The 18,099-nt window shown below is 43.8% G+C and carries 14 protein-coding genes; 5 read left to right on the top strand and 9 right to left on the bottom strand.

What is annotated here, in order from left to right; all coding sequences use genetic code 11:
- Positions 1-70: 70 nt before the first annotated feature.
- From QUA97_RS03125 to QUA97_RS03115, 3 genes are all read right to left on the bottom strand, one after another.
- Positions 71-1,375, bottom strand: a complete 1,305-nt coding sequence (locus tag QUA97_RS03125) for an aspartate aminotransferase family protein (protein WP_333192958.1) — start codon at positions 1,373-1,375, stop codon at positions 71-73.
- Between the two features lie 297 nt (positions 1,376-1,672).
- The gene (locus tag QUA97_RS03120) at positions 1,673-2,686 is read right to left on the bottom strand and encodes an adenosine deaminase (protein ID WP_333192955.1); all 1,014 of its coding nucleotides are present in this window, start codon (positions 2,684-2,686) and stop codon (positions 1,673-1,675) included.
- A gap of 277 nt (positions 2,687-2,963) precedes the next feature.
- A complete protein-coding gene (locus tag QUA97_RS03115) occupies positions 2,964-3,098 on the bottom strand; it encodes a hypothetical protein (RefSeq protein WP_333192952.1) in 135 nt (44 codons plus the stop codon).
- Positions 3,099-3,139: 41 nt separating this feature from the next.
- On the opposite strand from QUA97_RS03115, the gene QUA97_RS03110 reads away from it, so the two are divergent.
- The gene (locus QUA97_RS03110; RefSeq protein ID WP_194068275.1) at positions 3,140-4,480 is read left to right on the top strand and encodes an adenylosuccinate synthase; all 1,341 of its coding nucleotides are present in this window, start codon (positions 3,140-3,142) and stop codon (positions 4,478-4,480) included.
- A gap of 601 nt (positions 4,481-5,081) precedes the next feature.
- Positions 5,082-5,690 carry a 50S ribosomal protein L25/general stress protein Ctc gene (locus QUA97_RS03105; RefSeq protein WP_333192948.1) on the top strand — a complete coding sequence of 203 codons (609 nt, stop codon included), beginning with the start codon at positions 5,082-5,084 and terminating at the stop codon, positions 5,688-5,690.
- 10 nt (positions 5,691-5,700) lie between these two features.
- Here QUA97_RS03105 and QUA97_RS03100 read toward each other — a convergent pair whose 3' ends face one another.
- Together QUA97_RS03100 and QUA97_RS03095 are read right to left on the bottom strand one after the other, a co-directional pair.
- A complete protein-coding gene (locus QUA97_RS03100) occupies positions 5,701-5,856 on the bottom strand; it encodes a hypothetical protein (protein ID WP_333192945.1) in 156 nt (51 codons plus the stop codon).
- A gap of 53 nt (positions 5,857-5,909) precedes the next feature.
- Positions 5,910-6,746 (bottom strand): Uma2 family endonuclease, encoded by an 837-nt coding sequence (locus QUA97_RS03095; RefSeq protein ID WP_333116765.1) that lies wholly within the window; start codon positions 6,744-6,746, stop codon positions 5,910-5,912.
- A gap of 220 nt (positions 6,747-6,966) precedes the next feature.
- Between QUA97_RS03095 and QUA97_RS03090 the strand changes: the two genes are divergently transcribed.
- The 3 genes from QUA97_RS03090 to QUA97_RS03080 all read left to right on the top strand — a co-directional run bounded on the left by QUA97_RS03090 (position 6,967) and on the right by QUA97_RS03080 (position 11,931).
- On the top strand, positions 6,967-9,759 hold the full coding sequence (locus QUA97_RS03090; RefSeq protein ID WP_333192942.1) for a tetratricopeptide repeat protein: 2,793 nt from the start codon (positions 6,967-6,969) through the stop codon (positions 9,757-9,759).
- A gap of 95 nt (positions 9,760-9,854) precedes the next feature.
- Positions 9,855-10,856 carry an FkbM family methyltransferase gene (locus QUA97_RS03085; RefSeq protein WP_333192940.1) on the top strand — a complete coding sequence of 334 codons (1,002 nt, stop codon included), beginning with the start codon at positions 9,855-9,857 and terminating at the stop codon, positions 10,854-10,856.
- A gap of 121 nt (positions 10,857-10,977) precedes the next feature.
- Positions 10,978-11,931 carry a DUF4214 domain-containing protein gene (locus QUA97_RS03080; RefSeq protein ID WP_333192938.1) on the top strand — a complete coding sequence of 318 codons (954 nt, stop codon included), beginning with the start codon at positions 10,978-10,980 and terminating at the stop codon, positions 11,929-11,931.
- 57 nt (positions 11,932-11,988) lie between these two features.
- Here QUA97_RS03080 and QUA97_RS03075 read toward each other — a convergent pair whose 3' ends face one another.
- The 4 genes from QUA97_RS03075 to QUA97_RS03060 form a co-directional block, all read right to left on the bottom strand.
- A complete protein-coding gene (locus QUA97_RS03075) occupies positions 11,989-13,194 on the bottom strand; it encodes a glycosyltransferase family 4 protein (protein ID WP_333192935.1) in 1,206 nt (401 codons plus the stop codon).
- 46 nt (positions 13,195-13,240) lie between these two features.
- Positions 13,241-14,494, bottom strand: a complete 1,254-nt coding sequence (locus QUA97_RS03070; protein WP_333192933.1) for a glycosyltransferase — start codon at positions 14,492-14,494, stop codon at positions 13,241-13,243.
- Between the two features lie 67 nt (positions 14,495-14,561).
- Positions 14,562-15,818, bottom strand: a complete 1,257-nt coding sequence (locus QUA97_RS03065) for a glycosyltransferase family 4 protein (RefSeq protein ID WP_333192931.1) — start codon at positions 15,816-15,818, stop codon at positions 14,562-14,564.
- Between the two features lie 51 nt (positions 15,819-15,869).
- Positions 15,870-17,903, bottom strand: a complete 2,034-nt coding sequence (locus tag QUA97_RS03060) for a hypothetical protein (RefSeq protein ID WP_333192929.1) — start codon at positions 17,901-17,903, stop codon at positions 15,870-15,872.
- Between the last annotated feature and the right edge of the window lie 196 nt (positions 17,904-18,099).

Here is an 18,099-nt window from a genome sequence, read left to right as displayed (position 1 = left end):
AGAGATTTTCCCGATCTTCTTCTCTCTCTCTTCCTTCGTGTCCTTAGCGCCTTCGCGGTTCGTTTAAATCTTACTCCAATTCCTGCAAAACCGCAGTTAAAATTTCCAAAATGCGATCGATATGTTCCTGCTCAATAATCAACGGAGGCGACAAAGCAATAATATCACCAGTCGTGCGAATCAACAACCCTTTTTCAAAGCACTGCAAGAAACAATCAAAAGCCCGTTTTCCCGGCTTCCCAGGGATAGATTCCAACTCAATCCCCGCCACAAGTCCGAGATTTCGCACATCAATGACGTGGCGCACGCCCTTCAAAGAATGAACCGCATTTTCCCAATAATCAGCTAACTTATTAGCCCGTTCAAACAGCCTTTCTTCCTCATAAATATCCAGCGTCGCCAAAGCAGCAGCGCAGGCTAGGGGATGACCAGAATAAGTATAACCGTGAAAAAGCTCGATCGCATTTTCAGGAGCATTCATAAAAGTATCATAAATTCCCTCCTTCACAAACACCGCCCCCATCGGCACAGTACCGTTAGTTATCCCCTTCGCCACCGTCACAATATCGGGAACCACCCCAAAATATTCAGTAGCAAAACTCGAACCCAGCCTGCCAAATCCAGTAATTACCTCATCAAAAATCAGCAGAATTCCGTACTTGTCACAAATCTCCCGCAGCCGCTGCAAATAACCTTGCGGCGGAATCAAAACCCCCGTAGAACCAGCCACCGGTTCGACAATTACCGCTGCAATATTCGACGCATCGTGCAAAGCCACAATCCGTTCCAATTCATCCGCCAAATGCGCGCCCCATTTCGGTTGTTTGCGACTGAAAGCATTGTGTTCTAAATTATGAGTGTGAGGTAAATGATCCACTCCTGTCAGCAAACTGCCAAAACATTTACGATTAGGGCCAATACCGCCGACAGAAATTCCCCCAAAACCAACGCCGTGATAACCGCGTTCCCTACCAATCAATCTTTGACGAGTTCCTTCACCTTTCGCCCGGTGATAAGCAATCGCAATTTTCAAAGCCGTGTCTACAGACTCGGAACCCGAATTAGTGAAGAAAACGCGATCGAAATTGCCCGGAATCATCTTCACCAAACGTTCCGCTAATTCAAAAGCGCCGGGGTGTCCCATCTGAAAAGGTGGGGCATAATCTAGAGTCGATACTTGCTTGTGAATTGCCTCAACAATTTTCGGGCGACAGTGCCCTGCATTCACGCACCAAAGCCCCGCAATCCCGTCGAGAATTGAGCGGTTATCATCGGTTGTAAAGTGCATATCTTTTGCCGAAACCAAGATGCGCGGATTAGCTTTAAACTGTCGGTTAGCCGTGAAAGGCATCCAATAAGCGTCCATATTTGTCATATTTTTTTATCCTTTTATCTTGATACTTTTGTGTCCAAACTATAACTTGTTACCGATTGGCGATCGCCCCACAGTTATTATAATTTTACAAATATCTCTTTTAAACGAACCGCGAAGACGCAAAGAGCGCGAAGGCAGAGAAGAAAGAGCTTTTCTTATTTCCAAGTATAGTCTTTTGCTGAAAATATCTACCTATCTTCTTCTTTCTCTTCCTTCATGTCCTACCCTTCGTGTCCTTTGCGCCTTCGCGGTTCGTTAAATAGATATTCTTTGCTAATTAACGATCGCACCAACCGACTAATGTTGCAACAAACCAGTCAGCATTTTTACAGGCCGCCCGTCGTAGGGCCACGCAAAAGCATGACGAAAAGCAGCATCCTGACACGCTTGTAACTGCCGAAAATCAATGATATCCCGAGTCAACAAATTCTCGTACTCAAAAGGCAGCCGCACGTTGTGCAATCCCGCGTTGTCGGTACAAATGGCAATATCGACACCAGCTTCAAAACATCGATCGAACACTACTTTCAATTCCCCCATATCCTCCAATGTCCCGGTTTTGAGATAGGTAGTCGGGCAAACCTCCAAGCATTGACCCCTGCGCGCGATTTCTGGCAGCAGTTCGGGATATTTTAGCGGAATTTGAATCCCGTGGCCGATACGCATCAAATAGGGCAGAAGTTCGGGATAACAGCCAGAGGTGGTTTCGTAGAGATGGCCGGTTGTCTTAATGCCGATCGACCTTGCGTACTGATACAATCCGACAAACTCATCCAGGCGATCGCCAATAGCGGCATCGCCGCCCGCAAGATCGATCGCACAAACATATTCTCCCATCTCGGCTGCCAAATCGACGATCGCCCGATTCACTTCATAGGGTAAACGCGAGTGCATACACAAAATTTGGCTAGTCACAATGGGACAATCGCCAATTTGACTGGCCTTACCCACAACCCGTACAATTTCTGCCATCAAATCAATGCGTTTTGACTGTTCCAAATGCTCTGGAGTCCGCAAATAAGGCGTATAGCGCAACTCCAAATAAGCCAGATTTTCAAATACGTAAGCGCCGCGCATCAACCGATAGATGAAATAAGGCAAAGTCTCCACAGTTTGCACGCTTTCTACCAGCGTGTGCAGTTCCAAATACTCATCGAGAGTATTGCGCGGACGAGTGTAAAAATCCTCAAAAGCAGAGTAGTGTTGAAATCTCTCAACCATTGCGGCGTTATGGCGATCGAAATACCGCCACAGAATCCGAGGAACCACAGAACCGCCTAAATGTCGGTGCAACTCAGCGTGTAAAGTCATGGGATTTTAGATTTTAGATTTGGGATTTTGGATTGAATAATTGGGGAATAAATTACTCGACAATCAACAAGATTGCATTCATCTGCGTTCATCTCCATACCCTTCGAGAAGTCGAAGCACATCTGCAGTTTCCCTCTCAATCAAAGATTTATGAATCTTATCTAATTACTTGGATCTTCCCTACAGTTGTATCTATTTAAAAAAGTCATCTCCTCTTAATCTTAATTCCTGCAAGCAGGTAAGCGGCTCCACATTTAAGCTGCATATTTGCCAGGGACTATTCCCATTCTCCCCCTCTCCCATTCTCCCCCTCTCCCCCGATCGTGCTGGAAGTGGGTTGAAAGCGCCATAGAGCCTCAACTTTCTCAATTGTAACAAAAATATATTTGACATCCGCGACAGCTTCGTACATAATCGGAGTTTGTGTCAACCTGAACTGAACGCGAGAAACCCTTGGCTAACGTAGTTGTGATCGGCGCCCAGTGGGGCGATGAAGGAAAAGGCAAAATTACCGATTTGCTCAGCAAATCCGCAGATATCGTTGTACGGTACCAAGGGGGCGTCAACGCCGGTCACACCGTGGTAGTCAACGGTCAAACTTTCAAATTGCACTTAATTCCGTCCGGGATTCTCTATCCCGATACACAGTGTATCATCGGCTGCGGCACGGTAATTGACCCTAAAGTTTTAATTGCAGAGTTAGATCAGCTAGAAAAACTGAATATTTCGACTGCCTCCCTGATGATTTCAGAGACGGCTCACATCACCATGCCCTATCACCGATTAATCGATGTGGCATCGGAACAACAGCGGGGAAATTATAAAATCGGGACGACGGGACGCGGCATCGGCCCTACCTACGCCGACAAGTCGGAACGCACAGGCATTCGGATGCTCGACTTGATGGACTTGGAAGGCTTCCGAGAACAACTGGAATGGACGATTCATCATAAGAATGTCATTCTGGAAAAACTCTACAATTTGCCGCCTCTCAATCCGCAAGATGTTTTTGATGAATATCAAGTTTATGCAGAACGTTTGCGGCCGCACGTAGTAGACAGTTCCCTGAAAATTTATGAGGGACTTCACACGCGCAAAAATATTCTGTTTGAAGGCGCGCAAGGCACTTTATTAGACTTAGACCACGGCACGTATCCTTACGTTACTTCTAGCAATCCCATCGCGGGCGGCGCTTGCGTGGGAACTGGTGTCGGGCCCACAGCGATCGATCGCGTCATTGGCGTAGCAAAAGCCTACACAACCCGCGTCGGAGAAGGCCCCTTCCCTACCGAAATGGTCGATGGGATAGGCGCAGTTTTAGGCGAAAGAGGTGCAGAATTCGGCACCACAACCGGCCGGAAACGTCGCTGCGGCTGGTTCGACGCAGTAATCGGCCGCTACGCAGTCCGCATCAACGGCCTGGACTGTCTGGCAATTACCAAACTCGATGTTTTGGATGAATTAGAAGAAATAAAAGTTTGTGTTGCTTACGAAATTAACGGCGAACGCTGTATAGATTTCCCGAAAAGTTCCCGGATATTTGCTCAGTGCAAGCCCATTTACCAAACCCTTCCCGGTTGGAAACAGTCTACGGAAGATTGCCGCAAGTTGGAAGATTTGCCGTCACAAGCTTTGGATTATCTCAAGTTTTTGGCGGACTTAATGGAAGTGCCGATCGCAATTGTATCTCTCGGAGCCAGCCGCGACCAAACTATCATTGTCGAAGACCCGATTCACGGGCCCAAGCGCGCTTTGCTGTCTGCTGACGGCCATCCCGCAGCCAAAGCATTTTAGATTGCCGATTTGGGATTTTAGATAGGGTCAAAGAGCGATCGGATAGCCGGAGATTGGGAGAATCATCATTATCAACTTGATCTCAAGTATAGTATCAGTCGATCCCCCCTAGCCCCCCTTGAGAAGGGGGGAACCGGAGTCCTCAAACTCAACCCCTACTCCCCTTTTTGAGGGGGATTTAGGGAGAGAGAGGCTCAGTTATAAACAAGAGATACAAAGGTTTTTAGGCGATTTTTGACGGGAACATTTGTGTTTTGCATTTGATGCGATCGCACTATAATAAAAAAATGCGGCGTTGCAAAACACCAGATGCTCTGATTGTTGACACGCCTTGGCGAAGAATTGTCGAATCACCAATGACTAGCCTTCGGCTTGCTTCGGCTGCGCCAGCTCACAAGTCGCTCTTCGGCTAAAATGACTAATGCCCAATCATTAATGACCAATGACTAATGACTAATGACCAATGACTAATGACTAATGACCAATGACTAATGACTAATGACTAATGACTAATGACTAATTATCAGGGAATTTAATTAAGTTCGATCGCGCTTTGCACAAATTTGATAAAATGTAAAAACAATCAACAGAAAGTAATAAAATGGAACTCGCAGTAGAATGTCAAAAGCGGGCAGAAGGCAGCAAGCCTAACGCCCTCCGCCGCTCAGGATTGATTCCCGCCGTCCTCTACGGCCACAAAGGCTCTGAATCCATAGCCCTTACCGTCAAAGCCAAAACAGTTGAAAACCTGCTCAAAAAGCACGTAGTCAACAACGCCCTAATTGACCTCAGTATTCCCGACCTCTCTTGGAGCGGAAAAACCTTGCTCCGAGAAGTTCAAGTTCATCCTTGGAAGGGCTATCCTTACCACCTGAGCTTTTTCTCCGTCGCGAGTCAAGACAGCCTGGAAGTTGAAGTGTCGCTGAATTTTGTCGGCGAATCTGTCGGTGTCAAGTTAGAAGGCGGCATCTTGGATACCGTGCTGACCCAACTAGCAGTTAAGTGCAAACCTGACAGCATTCCTGAATCAATAGAAGTAGATATTTCTAATTTAAAAGTAGGGGATGCGCTGCACATTGAGGAATTAGTTTTGCCTGCGGGAGTGGTAGCTCTCGGCGAACCAACTCAGGTGGTTGTTAGCGTGCTGGGAATTCAAGCAGGTTCTGAAGCCGAAGATGTAGAAGAAGAAGCAGCCGCGGCAGGAGCTTGATTAGTAATTACTAATAGTTGTTAACTAATTGTTGACAAAAAGGCGATCGCACGGCTTGGGAAAATGGCGATCGTTTTTTGCTAAAAAGACTCTTCTCCTTTGGGTGCGATCGCACGGCTAATGTCAAATGATTGTTGATAATTGGTATTATATTGTGTCCGGTCAATTGACAGCAATGTTTTTATTACGATCGCCTACCGGACACGATATTACTGCGAATTATGCCGATCGCACTTTCTCAACTGGGCATTGAATCTGCCCTCGCACCCATTGACGAAAATCAATCTCTGCGGCAACTTCATCAATGAAAGCCACTTCTAGAAACCGGAATAAATCCGTTTTTTCAATGATGCCAAAAGTCGGAGATCGATCGCACTCGACATAGCCCCCATCAACTAATTGCAGAATTCGCCATACCCGCCCGTTAAACCGCCAAAACTCAGGCACTCCCATACTCGCATAGAGTGTATTTTTATTGATATCGGTATTAGTAATATCCACTTCCACGACTAAATCGGGCGCTGGATCGACATTTAAATTAACCGGGCGATCGGCAACTAAGGCATAATTCTGGATGTAATACCCATTGTCTGGCTCGGCGCTCTTGAGTAGGTCTTCGCGATCGAGTGTAGTCGATCCCATCGTCTTAATTTTCATCCCCATTTCAACCACAAGGATTCTGATAAAGAGTTCTATCAAGCGAGCAGAGCGTTCGTGTTCTTCCAGGGGCATAGTAATTTCTAACGCTCCGTTATCGTAGGTGAAGCGGGCGCGGGTGCGATCCGCCAGCAAACTTTGAATTTGCTTGAAGGCGCGCCAATCGAGATCGCGAAATATCAGGCGCTTTTCACCGACAAGTTGAGGTGGTGGCTCTAATAACATCAAAATCACCGCAATTTGAGGAAAAGTTGACAGAACATTTACTGTTGACTTATTGTAATATCTTTCTTCAATACTGCCGTGTCCGGGATTTCGTTCTGGAAACGGCACTGCCTTATCCGGGATTTCCGTAGGAAACGGCACTGCCGTATCCTCTTTCCCAAGAAATAAGGACACGGCAATGCCGTTTCCCTACATTTTAGAAATAAGGACAATACCTATATTTAGCAGCCAAATCCACAAAACATCCCAGCAACCCGGTTTCTCCCCAGCACCCGAAGTCAAAAAAATTAATAATTAGGGGAACAACCCTGCTACTGTTAGTGTCAAACGCGAGTATAATTGTGAAACGCTTTAACTACCCTATTTAATTGCTGCCTCAGTCGCCACCGCCCCTATGCCATCAACAGTAAATACAGAATCAACAGCGGTTCAATTTAACCAACAGGGAGAAATATATTTATCCCAAGGAAAATTAGAAGAAGCGATCGCCTCCTGCGAGCAAGCTTTGAAAATGCACCCCAATTTTGCACCCGCTTACAAGACTTTGGGTAAGGCGCTGCAAGCTCAAGGCAGGATGGAAGAGGCGCGGCACTGGTACGCTAAAGCTGTGGAAATAGAACCGAATTTTGCGGAAGTATACGCGAATTTGGGCAGCCTTAGCGCGCAGCAGGAAAAATGGCAGGAGGCGATCGGATTTTATCAAAAGGCGATCGCCCTGAAACCGAATTTCGCCGGAGTATACCGCAATTTAGCAAAAGTATTCGGACAAATTGGCAAAGGGGCAGAATCTCAGGAATGCTGGTATCGCGCATTTTCTTTGGAACCGGAAACAGCCAAGCCCTCGGAACACTTGAGTATGGGCGATGCTTTTTTCCGCCAGGAAAGGTTGCCCGAAGCTATTTCTTGTTACGATCGCGCCATAAAATTAAATCCTAATCTGGCGCAAGCCTACCAAAATATCGGCGAAGCCCTCAAAAAACAAGGCAAGTTAGAAGAAGCCACAGTATATTATCGCAAAGCTATTGAACTGAACGCAGCTAATGCTAGAAATGGCAGCGATGGAGAGCAAACTTTGGCTGGTGCAACCGCGACAAATGGTGCTGCTAAGCCGCCACAAGTTAAACAACAAATACCGCAACAGGTTCAACAACAACAAGTTAAACAACAAATACCTGAGCAAATATTGCGGAAAATACCGCAAGAAATACTGAACCAAATACCGCAACAACTTCAACAACAGCTTGGGCGTCAACAAGTTCAGCAACCTGTTAATGCTGGAATTACTACAGAAGATCCAGAAGCATACAAAATACTCGCAGAAGGTTATTTTGCTCAGGGTAAATGGGAACAGGCAATTTCTGCTTGCAAGAAAGCTCTACAAATTAAGCCGGAAGCGCCACTTTACAAAATGCTCGGCAACGCCCTGCAAGCGGTTGGAAAAATTGATGAAGCTAAAAGTTGCTATGTCAAAGCAATAGAAATTAATCCGAATTTTGCTGAAGCTTATGCTAATTACGGCAGCATTTGCGCGCAGCAGGAACAGTGGCAGCAAGCGGTTTCTGCTTACGAAAAGGCGATCGCCCTGAAGCCGGATTTCGCCGGCGCTTTCCGCAATTTTGCAAAACTTTTAACTCAATTAGGGAAGTCTGAGGCGGCTGCTGAGGCTTTGTACCGGGCCTATGCGATCGACCCCAAGTCTGGCACCGCCGAGGAACACGAGAATTTAGCCAAAACTTTGATCGAGCAAGGTAAGGTAAATCAAGGTATTGACTGTTACCGGCGCGCGGTTGAGTTGAACCCAAATGCTGGTGCAGCTTATCATGAATTGGGCGAAATTCTCAGAAGTCAAGAACAGTGGGAAGCGGCGGTAGATGCTTACAGCAACGCTATTAGAAATAATCCCGAACTTTCTTGGTCGCACAACAATTTAGCTGAGTCGCTGGTGAAGTTGGAACGGTGGGAGGAAGCTGTAAATGCTTACCGGAAGGCGATCGAATTAAATCCAGATTTTAGCTGGTCTCACAACAATTTAGCTGATGTTTTGCTGAAGTTGGAACGGTGGGAAGAAGCTGTAAATGCTTACCGCAAAGCAACAGAATTAAATCCAGATTTCAGTTGGTCGCACAACTATTTAGCAGATGCGCTGATTAAATTGGAACGGTGGGAAGAGGCAATTTCGGCTTACCAAAGGTCGATCGAACTGAATCCCGACCATTTTTGGGCGCACAACAATCTAGCAGAAACGCTGGTGAATTTGGAACGTTGGGATGAGGCGGTTGTTGCGTACCGGCGGGCTAACGAAATCGACCCGAATTTTTTCTGGTCGCAGAGCAAGTTGGGCGACGCGCTGCTAGAAATGGAAAGGTGGGACGAGGCGATCGCAGTTTACCGTCGCGCGGCCGAGTTGAATCCTGATTTTGCGTGGACTTATTACAACATGGGGACGGCTCTGGAGAAGCTGGAACGGTGGGATGAGGCGATCGCTTCTTACCGCCGTGCTGTGGAAATTCAGCCGGATTTGCCGTGGATTTCGCAAAAGCTGGCTGATGCTTTGAGGATGCGATCGCAGTGGGATTTGCAGCAGTCAATGGGTTTGTACCGAAAGGCGATTCAGGAGAATCCCGAGGATGTGCAGTTGTATCACAAGGCGCTGGAGATTGCGCCGAATGATGCTGACCTTTATGTGGGGTTGGCTGATGCTTTGGTGCGGCAGAGTTGGCCGGATGGGGCGATCGTCTTTTATCAGATGGCGTTGCAGGTAAATCCCCAATGCGGTAAGGCACATTTGCAGTTGGGGCTGATATTCGCGCAGAAGAATGACACAGATCGGGCGATCGCTTGTTACCGCCACGCTATTGAGGTTCAACCCAATGAGTATAAACCTTACCAATTGTTAGGGGATGCTTTGAGTGCAAAAGGTCAGCGGGAGGAAGCGATGAACTGTTACCGCCGCGCGATCGAGTTAAAACCTGACGATCCGTATATCCAGAACAATTTAGGGGATATGCTGCGGCATCAAGGAGATTTGGAGGGGGCGATCGCAGCTTACCGCCGCGCGATCGAACTTAAGCCTGATTTCTCTTGGTTCCACTATAATTTGGGTGAAGTTTTGACTAAGAAAGGGCAAATTGATGAAGCCAGTTCTTGTTACCGTCACGCCTTAGAGTTAGAACCCAAGATTTTCTAATTTTCCGTGAAGAGAGTCTGTATTTCATAATTTGATGTAGGCTCAAAGATGTTATTTACAACTAGAAAAAATAAATCGAGAGTAGAGGAATTACCATGAACCCTGAAGAAGCTCAGCGGCTAGAAGAAGCCATCAAAAAGACTTTATCCACTCATGCTAAAAACGATAAAAGTTATCTATGGATGGCATATCAAGTAATCTTTGAACGGGAAGCTGATCCAGAGGGAATAGCTATGTTTTTAAACCAGCTAAAAGAAGGATGTACTCGACCTACTTTAATCGCAAACATGATCGATTCTAATGAATTTCAACACCGCTTACAACCAGGCACGCAGAGCTTTGCAAGTAAAGAAAGTCAAGTATTAATCGAACTGGAAAATTTTAAAATCTATGCCATGACTACTGACACGGCCGTTGGTCAAGAAATCATTAATACCAGGATCTATGAACCTCATGTGACTGATGCTATTGTTACACACTTAAAATCAGGCGATGTTTTTCTAGATCTCGGAGCTAACATAGGGTATTTCAGTCTCCTAGCAGCAAGCATTGTTAAAAATGACGGTAAAGTAATATCTTTTGAACCAAACCAATACAATAGACAACTGTTATATGCAAGTACCGTTGAAAATCAGTTTAAGAATATTACAGTTTATCCCTTTGCAGTTTCAGATTCTCAACAAATTTTAAGGTTAATGACATCTGGATCTAATGGTTGGGTTGTCGAGTTATCTGAGGAATCTGTAAATTATCAATTAGTGCAATCAGTGATACTTGATGAATTGCTGCAATTTGAAAAACAAATTAATGTAATTAAAATGGATATAGAAGGACACGAACCTATTGCACTGCGGGGTATGGAACAGATAATAAATAAACACCGACCTATTATTTTTACTGAGTTTCATCCCTATGCTGTTGGTGAAGGGTATTTAAAACAACTGACACAGTATAATTATCGGTTATTTATCATTGAAGAAGTAGGAAAAATCTTGGAGGCTCCTGACACGACATTTGTGATGAATTTCTGGCAAAAATTAGCCGAAAAAGTGAATTATGACAGGATACACCTTGACCTGATGGCTCTGCCTTTGTAACTAGAAATTAGATATATTCAAGCAAGTAGTGATCGCACAATAGCGTGTATTTGCCAGGTTTATGCGCTGTCACAACATAATTTCCATTAAAATTACATTCATAGATATCAAAGGAACCACCATGAACCCCGAAGCAGCAAAGCGTCTGGAAGAAGCCATTCAAAAAACTTTATCCACTCATGCTAAAAGCGACAAAAGTTATCTCTGGATGGCATATTGGGTAATTTTTGAGCGCGAAGCTGATTCTGATGGGCTGGAAGGTTGGTTAAACGAACTCAATACAGGTGCGTCTCGAGCTACTGTTATAAAAAAAATGGTTGAGGCTCATGAATTTCAACAAAGGCTGACAGGTGAAGAAGGTGGCAATCATGGCTTTACTGAAGAAAATATCAACTCTATGTTGGAGAATAAACTTCATAGTGCTCGCATGAAAATGGTTAGAACACTTCTACCGCCTGCTAATGCGATATTAGATTTGGGAGGTTATTCTGCATCAGATCAAAGAGGAGCTTTATTACAGCTCGGCTATCCTCATCTTCCAGAAAATTTATATATTAGAGATTTCCCGCCAGATAAAATGATGTTTCCCGGGCCAGAGTGGCCAATAAAAGTTAAGCACCAAAATTGCAATATTGAATATGTTTATGGAAGCATGACAGACTTAAGGTGTTTTCAGGAAAGTAGTTTTGACTTAGTTTGGTCCGGAGAGTCAATCGAACACATCACCACAGAAGAAGCAGAACAACTATTTGACCAAGTTTATAAATTGTTAAAGTCTGGTGGTAAGTTTGCTCTTGACACTCCTAATAGGAAAGCTACCAAGCTACAGTTTCCCAATAATTATATTCATCCTGAACACAAGCTAGAATACTATTTCGATGATTTGTGCAAGCTTTTGGAGAAGCATAATTTCAAAATAGTGGATACGAAGGGTATTATTGATCTCTCACAATCGATTGAAACATCAAGCCAGGAAACTCTCAACCATGAATTTATTCACAGCCAACTGTTAAATGATAATCCCGATAATTCTTATTGTTTCTACATTTGCTGTATGCGAGCGGAAGATTTGTAGGCTAATTTATCCGAAGACGCACCATAAATAATCCCTAATGCCAGCCAGTTGCTAATATCAAAATTGAAGCCTTGCTCTGTCTAGTTCTCTCTGAGCTTGCAGCGCTGCTTGCTTCCAAGCTTGAGCTTGCGATTCAAACAACTTTTTCTCTTCTCTTGTCCTCATAATATATTCCAGGCGAGGTCTAATTTTTTGACCAATAACCTCTGGATTGAATAAAGACCTAATCTCCTTAGCTGCTCTCGCTCCTACTTGCTGTGCTTGCGGATAATTTTCAAAAACATACTGCATGAGCGAAGCTGTATGATCGATATCCGGCTCAGCCCAGATACTACCTTTTGGGTATAGTCCGTAAGCTTCAGTCGTTGCCACTAAATCGTATTTCACCAAAAAACTATTGCCGACATTCATAAAATCGGTATTGGATGAATAAGCGGTAGCTATGACTGGCTTGCCGTAATACATGGCCTCTGCCATAGTCAAACCAAAACCCTCAGCCCGATGTAGCGATACATAGCAGTTACAATGATCTACTAAGCCATGAACCTCTTCCTTGCTCAAATGCCCTTCGATAAGTTGAATCGAGGGCCAGTCTTCTGTCATTGCTTTGAGTTGAGCGTACTGATTTTGATAATAAGGATGAGGTCGAAACTTAATAATCAGTAAAACATCTTCATTAGACTTCCCAAAAGCTTTTTTAAACGCCTCAATGGTAGCAAAAGGATTTTTTCGCTCAAAACCGCTACCCATGTCGAACATAAACAGAAAAATAAATTTTTCTTTGGGCAGCCCTAAAGCTTCTCTCCCCAACGAGTTGGGCGGCAAATAAATGCTCGGCGGTAATTTGACCACCGGAAGAGGCGAGACATCAGAAATGGTTTCAGCCGTGTAATTACTATAAGTCCAAACTTCATCAAATCGATTAAAAGCCCCCATGAAAAAATCAGGAAATACCGGAAGTTCCCAAATCCAAAAACCAATATTATAGCGATCATTAAAAAACTCAGGATCGATACAATTCAACAAGGACTCATGCGGGTTGGTATGAACGATATTAATCGGATAAGAGTGCTGGCTCGAAAAATTGGTGTATGTAGAATCTAAGTTGCGTTGCGAATCTTCTTTCAGATCCTTGATTGTAAAAGGAATGTTAGCTGCTTCTATCGCTCTGATCGTTCCTCGCACACCGCCGCCCAAACCAAACTCGCCACTCACATGACCGATAATATTAACTCCAAAATTTAAACTTGTATTGTTGACCATAACTGAACTCCTAATAACAAATATCTACAGTAAATCAAAAAAGGTTTCAAGTCTTAGCAAAGCGTTGGTATTGCGCTAGCTCAGATTGAACTTGCAGTGCTGTCTGCCGCCACACTTGAATTTGGGAATGGCTACAAGCCGTCTCTTGCTGCATCTGATGGATGCGGGTTGACCAGTTTGTAGATTGGTTCATTCTATTTCTAATGATTTCCAATCGATTTTTGATTTTGATGCCTTGAAGTTGAGGGCTCAATAAAGATTTAATTTCCTCAGAGGCTCTCGCTCCTACTTTTCTCGCTGCTTGGGGATTCTCAAAAACATACTGCATTAAGGATGCTGCATGATCGATACTGGGATCTGCCCAGTAATTTCCTTTAAAGTAAGGCCCATAATCTTCTGTGAGCGTCACTATGTCATATTTTACTGGAAAACTATTGCCGACATTCATAAATTCCATATTGGATGAGTAGCCAGTCGCAATTACAGGTTTGCCGTAGTACATCGCTTCCGCCATTGTCAAACCAAACCCTTCGGCCCGGTGCAGGGAAACATAGCAGTCGCAATTGGCAACTAAAGCATGAAGTTCTTCTCTCTTTAAATGCCCATCTATAAAATGAACTGGCCAGCCTGCAGCTTGCGCTTTGAGTTGGTCTCGCTCTTTGGGAAAAAAGTTGCCATTAGAAAACTTGAGTACCAGTAAGACATCTTCATTCGATTGAGCAAAAGCTCGTTTAAATGCCTCCAAAGTAGCAAAAGGATTTTTACGACCTATGGTACTGTGGAAGTCGAACATGAACAAAAAAATAAATTTGTCTTGGGGTAATCCTAATGCTTCTCTCTCAAATGACGGTTCGGGAAATTCAAGGCTGGACATCATCTTAATCACAGGGACGGGGGATACAGGCGCGATCGCTTCAGCGCAGTAATTGCTATAAGTCCATATCTCGTCAAATAAAGAAAAAGCGTACAGCCACCCGGGGGGAAATATAGGTAGTTCCCATGCCCAGAAGCCAATATTGTATCGACCTTTAAAGCATTCGGGATCTACCATGTTGAACACAACGGGTTCTGGTAGAGTGTGAATCAGGTTAATGGGATAGGGATTTTGGTCGGAAAAACTTGTGTAGCTGTTATCTAAATTTCGATGCCAATCTACCTTAATATCTTTCAGTGCAAAGGGAATGCCAGCAGCTTCGATCGCTCTGAGAGTGGCCCTCGAACCTTCTCCCAGACCATATTCACCGCTCAGGTGTCCGATAAAATTGATGCCGAAATTAGGATCTAGGGTTTGATTTAACATTTTTCGTCTTTTACTTAAGAAATATCGAGAATAAATGCTTGACAATTCAGCGCTATTGTCGTTGAACTTAAGAGTGTTTTGCTAACTCTTTCTGTACCTGTAATGCTGTCTGTCTCCAAACTTGGGCTTGACGAGCCAATAGATCTCTTTCTGTCTGAAGTTCATGAAACCGATTTGACAACTGGGTCTTATTGAGATGTGCCATGATAAATTCAAGACGATTTTTAATTTTTATACCTACAGCTTGAGGACTTAATAAAGACCTAATTTCCTTGGCTGCTATTTTTCCTACTTTCTGAGCTTCTTGATAATTCTCAAATACAGACTGCATGAGAGACGCAGCATTAGCAATATCAGGTTCCGCCCAGACACTTCCTTTCGGGTAAGCTCCATAATCCTCAGTTGTTGTCACCAGTTCGTATTTAACCGGAAAACTATTGCCAACATTCATAAATTCCATATTAGATGAATAAGCTGTCGCTATTACTGGCTTGCCGTAGTACATCGCTTCAGACATTGTTAAACCGAAGCCCTCAGCCCGATGCAGAGACACATAACAGTCACAACTATTAACCAAAGCATGAATCTCTGATTTTTGCAAATGTCCGTCTATAAAATGAAGGGATGACCAACCCTCAGCTAAATCAATTAGTTCCTGTCGCCGTTCCGGGAAAAGATGAGCATTGGCAAACTTGAGAACGAGTAAAACATCTGGATTAGATTTACCAAAAGCTCGTTTAAATGCCTCAACGGTGGCAAAGGGATTTTTTCGTTCAAAGGAACTCCCAAAGTCAAACATAAATAGAAAAATAAACTTCTCTTTGGGTAAATTGAGGTTTTCTCTTGTTAATAATGGTTGCGGGAATGCGAGGCTAACCGGAATTTTGAGTACAGGAACTTGGGAGACGGCAGAAAATGCTTCTGCACAAAAATTACTGGTAGTCCAGATTTCATCAAATAAATCAAAGGCCCACTGCCATTCAGAGGGGAAAACTGGCAGTTCCCACAACCAGACACCTATATTGTATTTACCTTTGAAATATTCAGAACCAATACCTGGAAAGTATCCTGCTAAAATCTGCTCAACCCAATTGGGGTTGGTTTGGACTATATTGATTGGATATGGATTTGCGTCGGAAAATTTTTTGTAGCTGGTATCGGAGTTGGGTAGCCAATCTATTTTTAGATCCTTAACTGCAAAGGGAATTCTGGCTGCTTCTAGGGCTCTGAGATTTCCTCTCGCGGCTTCTGCTAGCCCAAAATCACCGGTTATATGACCGGCTAAATTTACACCCAAAGAATTATTTAGTTGATGATTTAACATTCGTCTTGCTTGTTGCTGAGTTGGTAATCATAGATTGCTTGCAATCTCTTACTAATGGATGGTCAGCCCAGTTTTGCCATTAATGCTGCGACGCATCAATTCTTTCCATTCTGCTGAGTTAACTAAGGTATTGGTATCGAGGATATCTCCTTTTTCTGACGAAAAGCGACCAAAATTTTCTAACCAGTTCAAAACTGTTTCTGTTGTTGAAAAAGGCGTGCACTTCAAGGATTCTTTAAGAAAGTTAGCCATCCCCGCCCTATCGCCTTTGCAATAAGCGTACCACCCCTCCCACAAGAAGTCGTTGTACTGCATCTGACTTTTGACCTCTGTTTCTCTAACCCTAGCTTGCGAAAACTTTAATCTTTCCAATTCACTCTGAATCTGATGGAGTTGTAACTGGGATTGTTCCAACTGACCATGAGTCTGATGGAGTTCTAACTGGAATTGTGCCAATTCACTCTGAGTTTGGTGGTGGAGTGCTTGGGATTGTTCTAATTCACTCTGAGTCTGGTGCTGGATTGCTTGGGATTGTTCCAATTCGCTCTGAGTTTGGTGCTGTATTGCTTGCAATTGTTCCAATTCGCTCTGAGTCTGGTGGTGGATTGCTTGGGATTGTTCCAATTCACTCTGAGTCTGATGCAGTTGTAACTGGGATTGTTCTAATTCACTCTGAGTTTGATGCAGTTGTAACTGGGATTGTTCCAATTCGCTCTGAGTCTGATGCAGTTGTAACTGGGAGTGTTCCAATTCACTCTGAGTCTGGTGGTGGATTGCTTGGGATTGTTCCAATTCGCTCTGAGTCTGATGCAGTTGTAACTGGGAGTGTTCCAATTCACTCTGAGTCTGCTGCTGGATTGCTTGGGATTGTTCTAATTCACTCTGAGTCTGATGCAGTTGTAACTGGGAGTGTTCCAATTCACTCTGAGTCTGATGGAGTTGTAACTGGGATTGTTCCAATTCACTCTGAGTCTGGTGCTGGATTGCTTGCGATTGTTCCAATTCGCTCTGAGTCTGGTGCTGGATTGCTTGCGATTGTTCCAACTCGCTCTGAGTCTGGTGCTGGATTGCTTGGGATTGTTGCAATTGACTCTGAGTCTGATGGAGTTGTAACTGGGATTGTTCCAATTGACTCTGAGTCTGATGGAGTTGTAACTGGGATTGTTCTAATTCACTCTGAGTCTGGTGCTGGATTGCTTGCGATTGTTCCCATTCGCTCTGAGTCAGTTGCAATTGCAACTGACATTCTGCCAATTCACTCTGAGTTTGCTGTAAGAGAGCCTTGTTTTGCTCGAATTCTGTCCGCGTCTCATAGGGCATATTGTATAACAGAGGACTCGGCTCGACATTTAATTTCAAGTGAAAGTCACTTGAAAGCTTGGACAGCTCGATAACGGCGATCGCATTTGCTTGAGAAAAAGGCGAGCCATATTCCACATAACTCAGTTCAAGAGCATCTAATTCTTCCCAAAGCACGTTAAAACCACGGTCAGTTGTTTCTCTGTCTATTAGCTTTAAACAATTAACTGAGACAGCCTCTTTAGGAATTCCATATTTTTTACCTAATAGATACAAATACTCTTTACTAAGTTGAATATACCATTCCCCATCTATAAGTTTTCCAAAAGGAACGGTAATCAAAGCTTTGCCATCAGGAGCAAGTAGGTCGTATATCTTAGCAATTGCTTTTAATGGGCCTTCAAGATCGCGGTTTTCTTCCTGCTCTCCATATCCACCAGAAGGATCTCCTTTTTGTCCAATGTGTTCGACTGTAGAAAGTGAGACAATCGCGTCGTATTTTTCTTCCGATGGCAGGTTCATTAAGTCTTCATTATCTACCCCTAGTTCTACTTCAAATTTGTCAACAATTCGTCTTGATGTTATACCAAGCGTTTCACTCAAATGGTTTTCATAATGAGATAGTACATTTCCGATTTCAAGGATGCTGGCTGGTTTGTTGATAGTGGCAAGAAAGTTAAAAGCAATAGGTATTTCTACCGCTCTTTCGGTTGGATTATTAAAACTTATACGATTGTAATAAAACTCTTGATTATTGAAAAAAAACGTTCTTTTCCATTCTTGCATTGTGGCTTATCCTGTCTTTTCTAGATTAAATTTAGTCGGCTTTGAGACTTGTGTAAATTGACTTAAGTGATCCTGACAATGATTCCATTTGACTCATCTGCACGTCAACCCAATTTTCGCATAAATGATCATTAAGCGCAGCTTATATTACAGCAATTTCCCTGAGTATATTAAGACTGGCGTCGATAGCTATATG

The sequence above is a fragment of the Microcoleus sp. CZ3-B2 genome (genome assembly GCF_036705055.1).
Taxonomy (GTDB): Bacteria; Cyanobacteriota; Cyanobacteriia; order Cyanobacteriales; family Microcoleaceae; genus Microcoleus.
This window is presented reverse-complemented; position numbering and strand designations above follow the sequence as displayed.

Coding starts and splice junctions, on each gene's coding strand:
- QUA97_RS03090 (WP_333192942.1), top strand. CDS start 6,967: ATGCCATCAACAGTAAATACAGAATCAACAGCGGTTCAATTTAACCAA.
- QUA97_RS03120 (WP_333192955.1), bottom strand. CDS start 2,686: ATGACTTTACACGCTGAGTTGCACCGACATTTAGGCGGTTCTGTGGTT.
- QUA97_RS03060 (WP_333192929.1), bottom strand. CDS start 17,903: ATGCAAGAATGGAAAAGAACGTTTTTTTTCAATAATCAAGAGTTTTAT.
- QUA97_RS03085 (WP_333192940.1), top strand. CDS start 9,855: ATGAACCCTGAAGAAGCTCAGCGGCTAGAAGAAGCCATCAAAAAGACT.
- QUA97_RS03105 (WP_333192948.1), top strand. CDS start 5,082: ATGGAACTCGCAGTAGAATGTCAAAAGCGGGCAGAAGGCAGCAAGCCT.
- QUA97_RS03070 (WP_333192933.1), bottom strand. CDS start 14,494: ATGTTAAATCAAACCCTAGATCCTAATTTCGGCATCAATTTTATCGGA.
- QUA97_RS03075 (WP_333192935.1), bottom strand. CDS start 13,194: ATGGTCAACAATACAAGTTTAAATTTTGGAGTTAATATTATCGGTCAT.
- QUA97_RS03115 (WP_333192952.1), bottom strand. CDS start 3,098: ATGTACGAAGCTGTCGCGGATGTCAAATATATTTTTGTTACAATTGAG.
- QUA97_RS03065 (WP_333192931.1), bottom strand. CDS start 15,818: ATGTTAAATCATCAACTAAATAATTCTTTGGGTGTAAATTTAGCCGGT.
- QUA97_RS03125 (WP_333192958.1), bottom strand. CDS start 1,375: ATGACAAATATGGACGCTTATTGGATGCCTTTCACGGCTAACCGACAG.
- QUA97_RS03080 (WP_333192938.1), top strand. CDS start 10,978: ATGAACCCCGAAGCAGCAAAGCGTCTGGAAGAAGCCATTCAAAAAACT.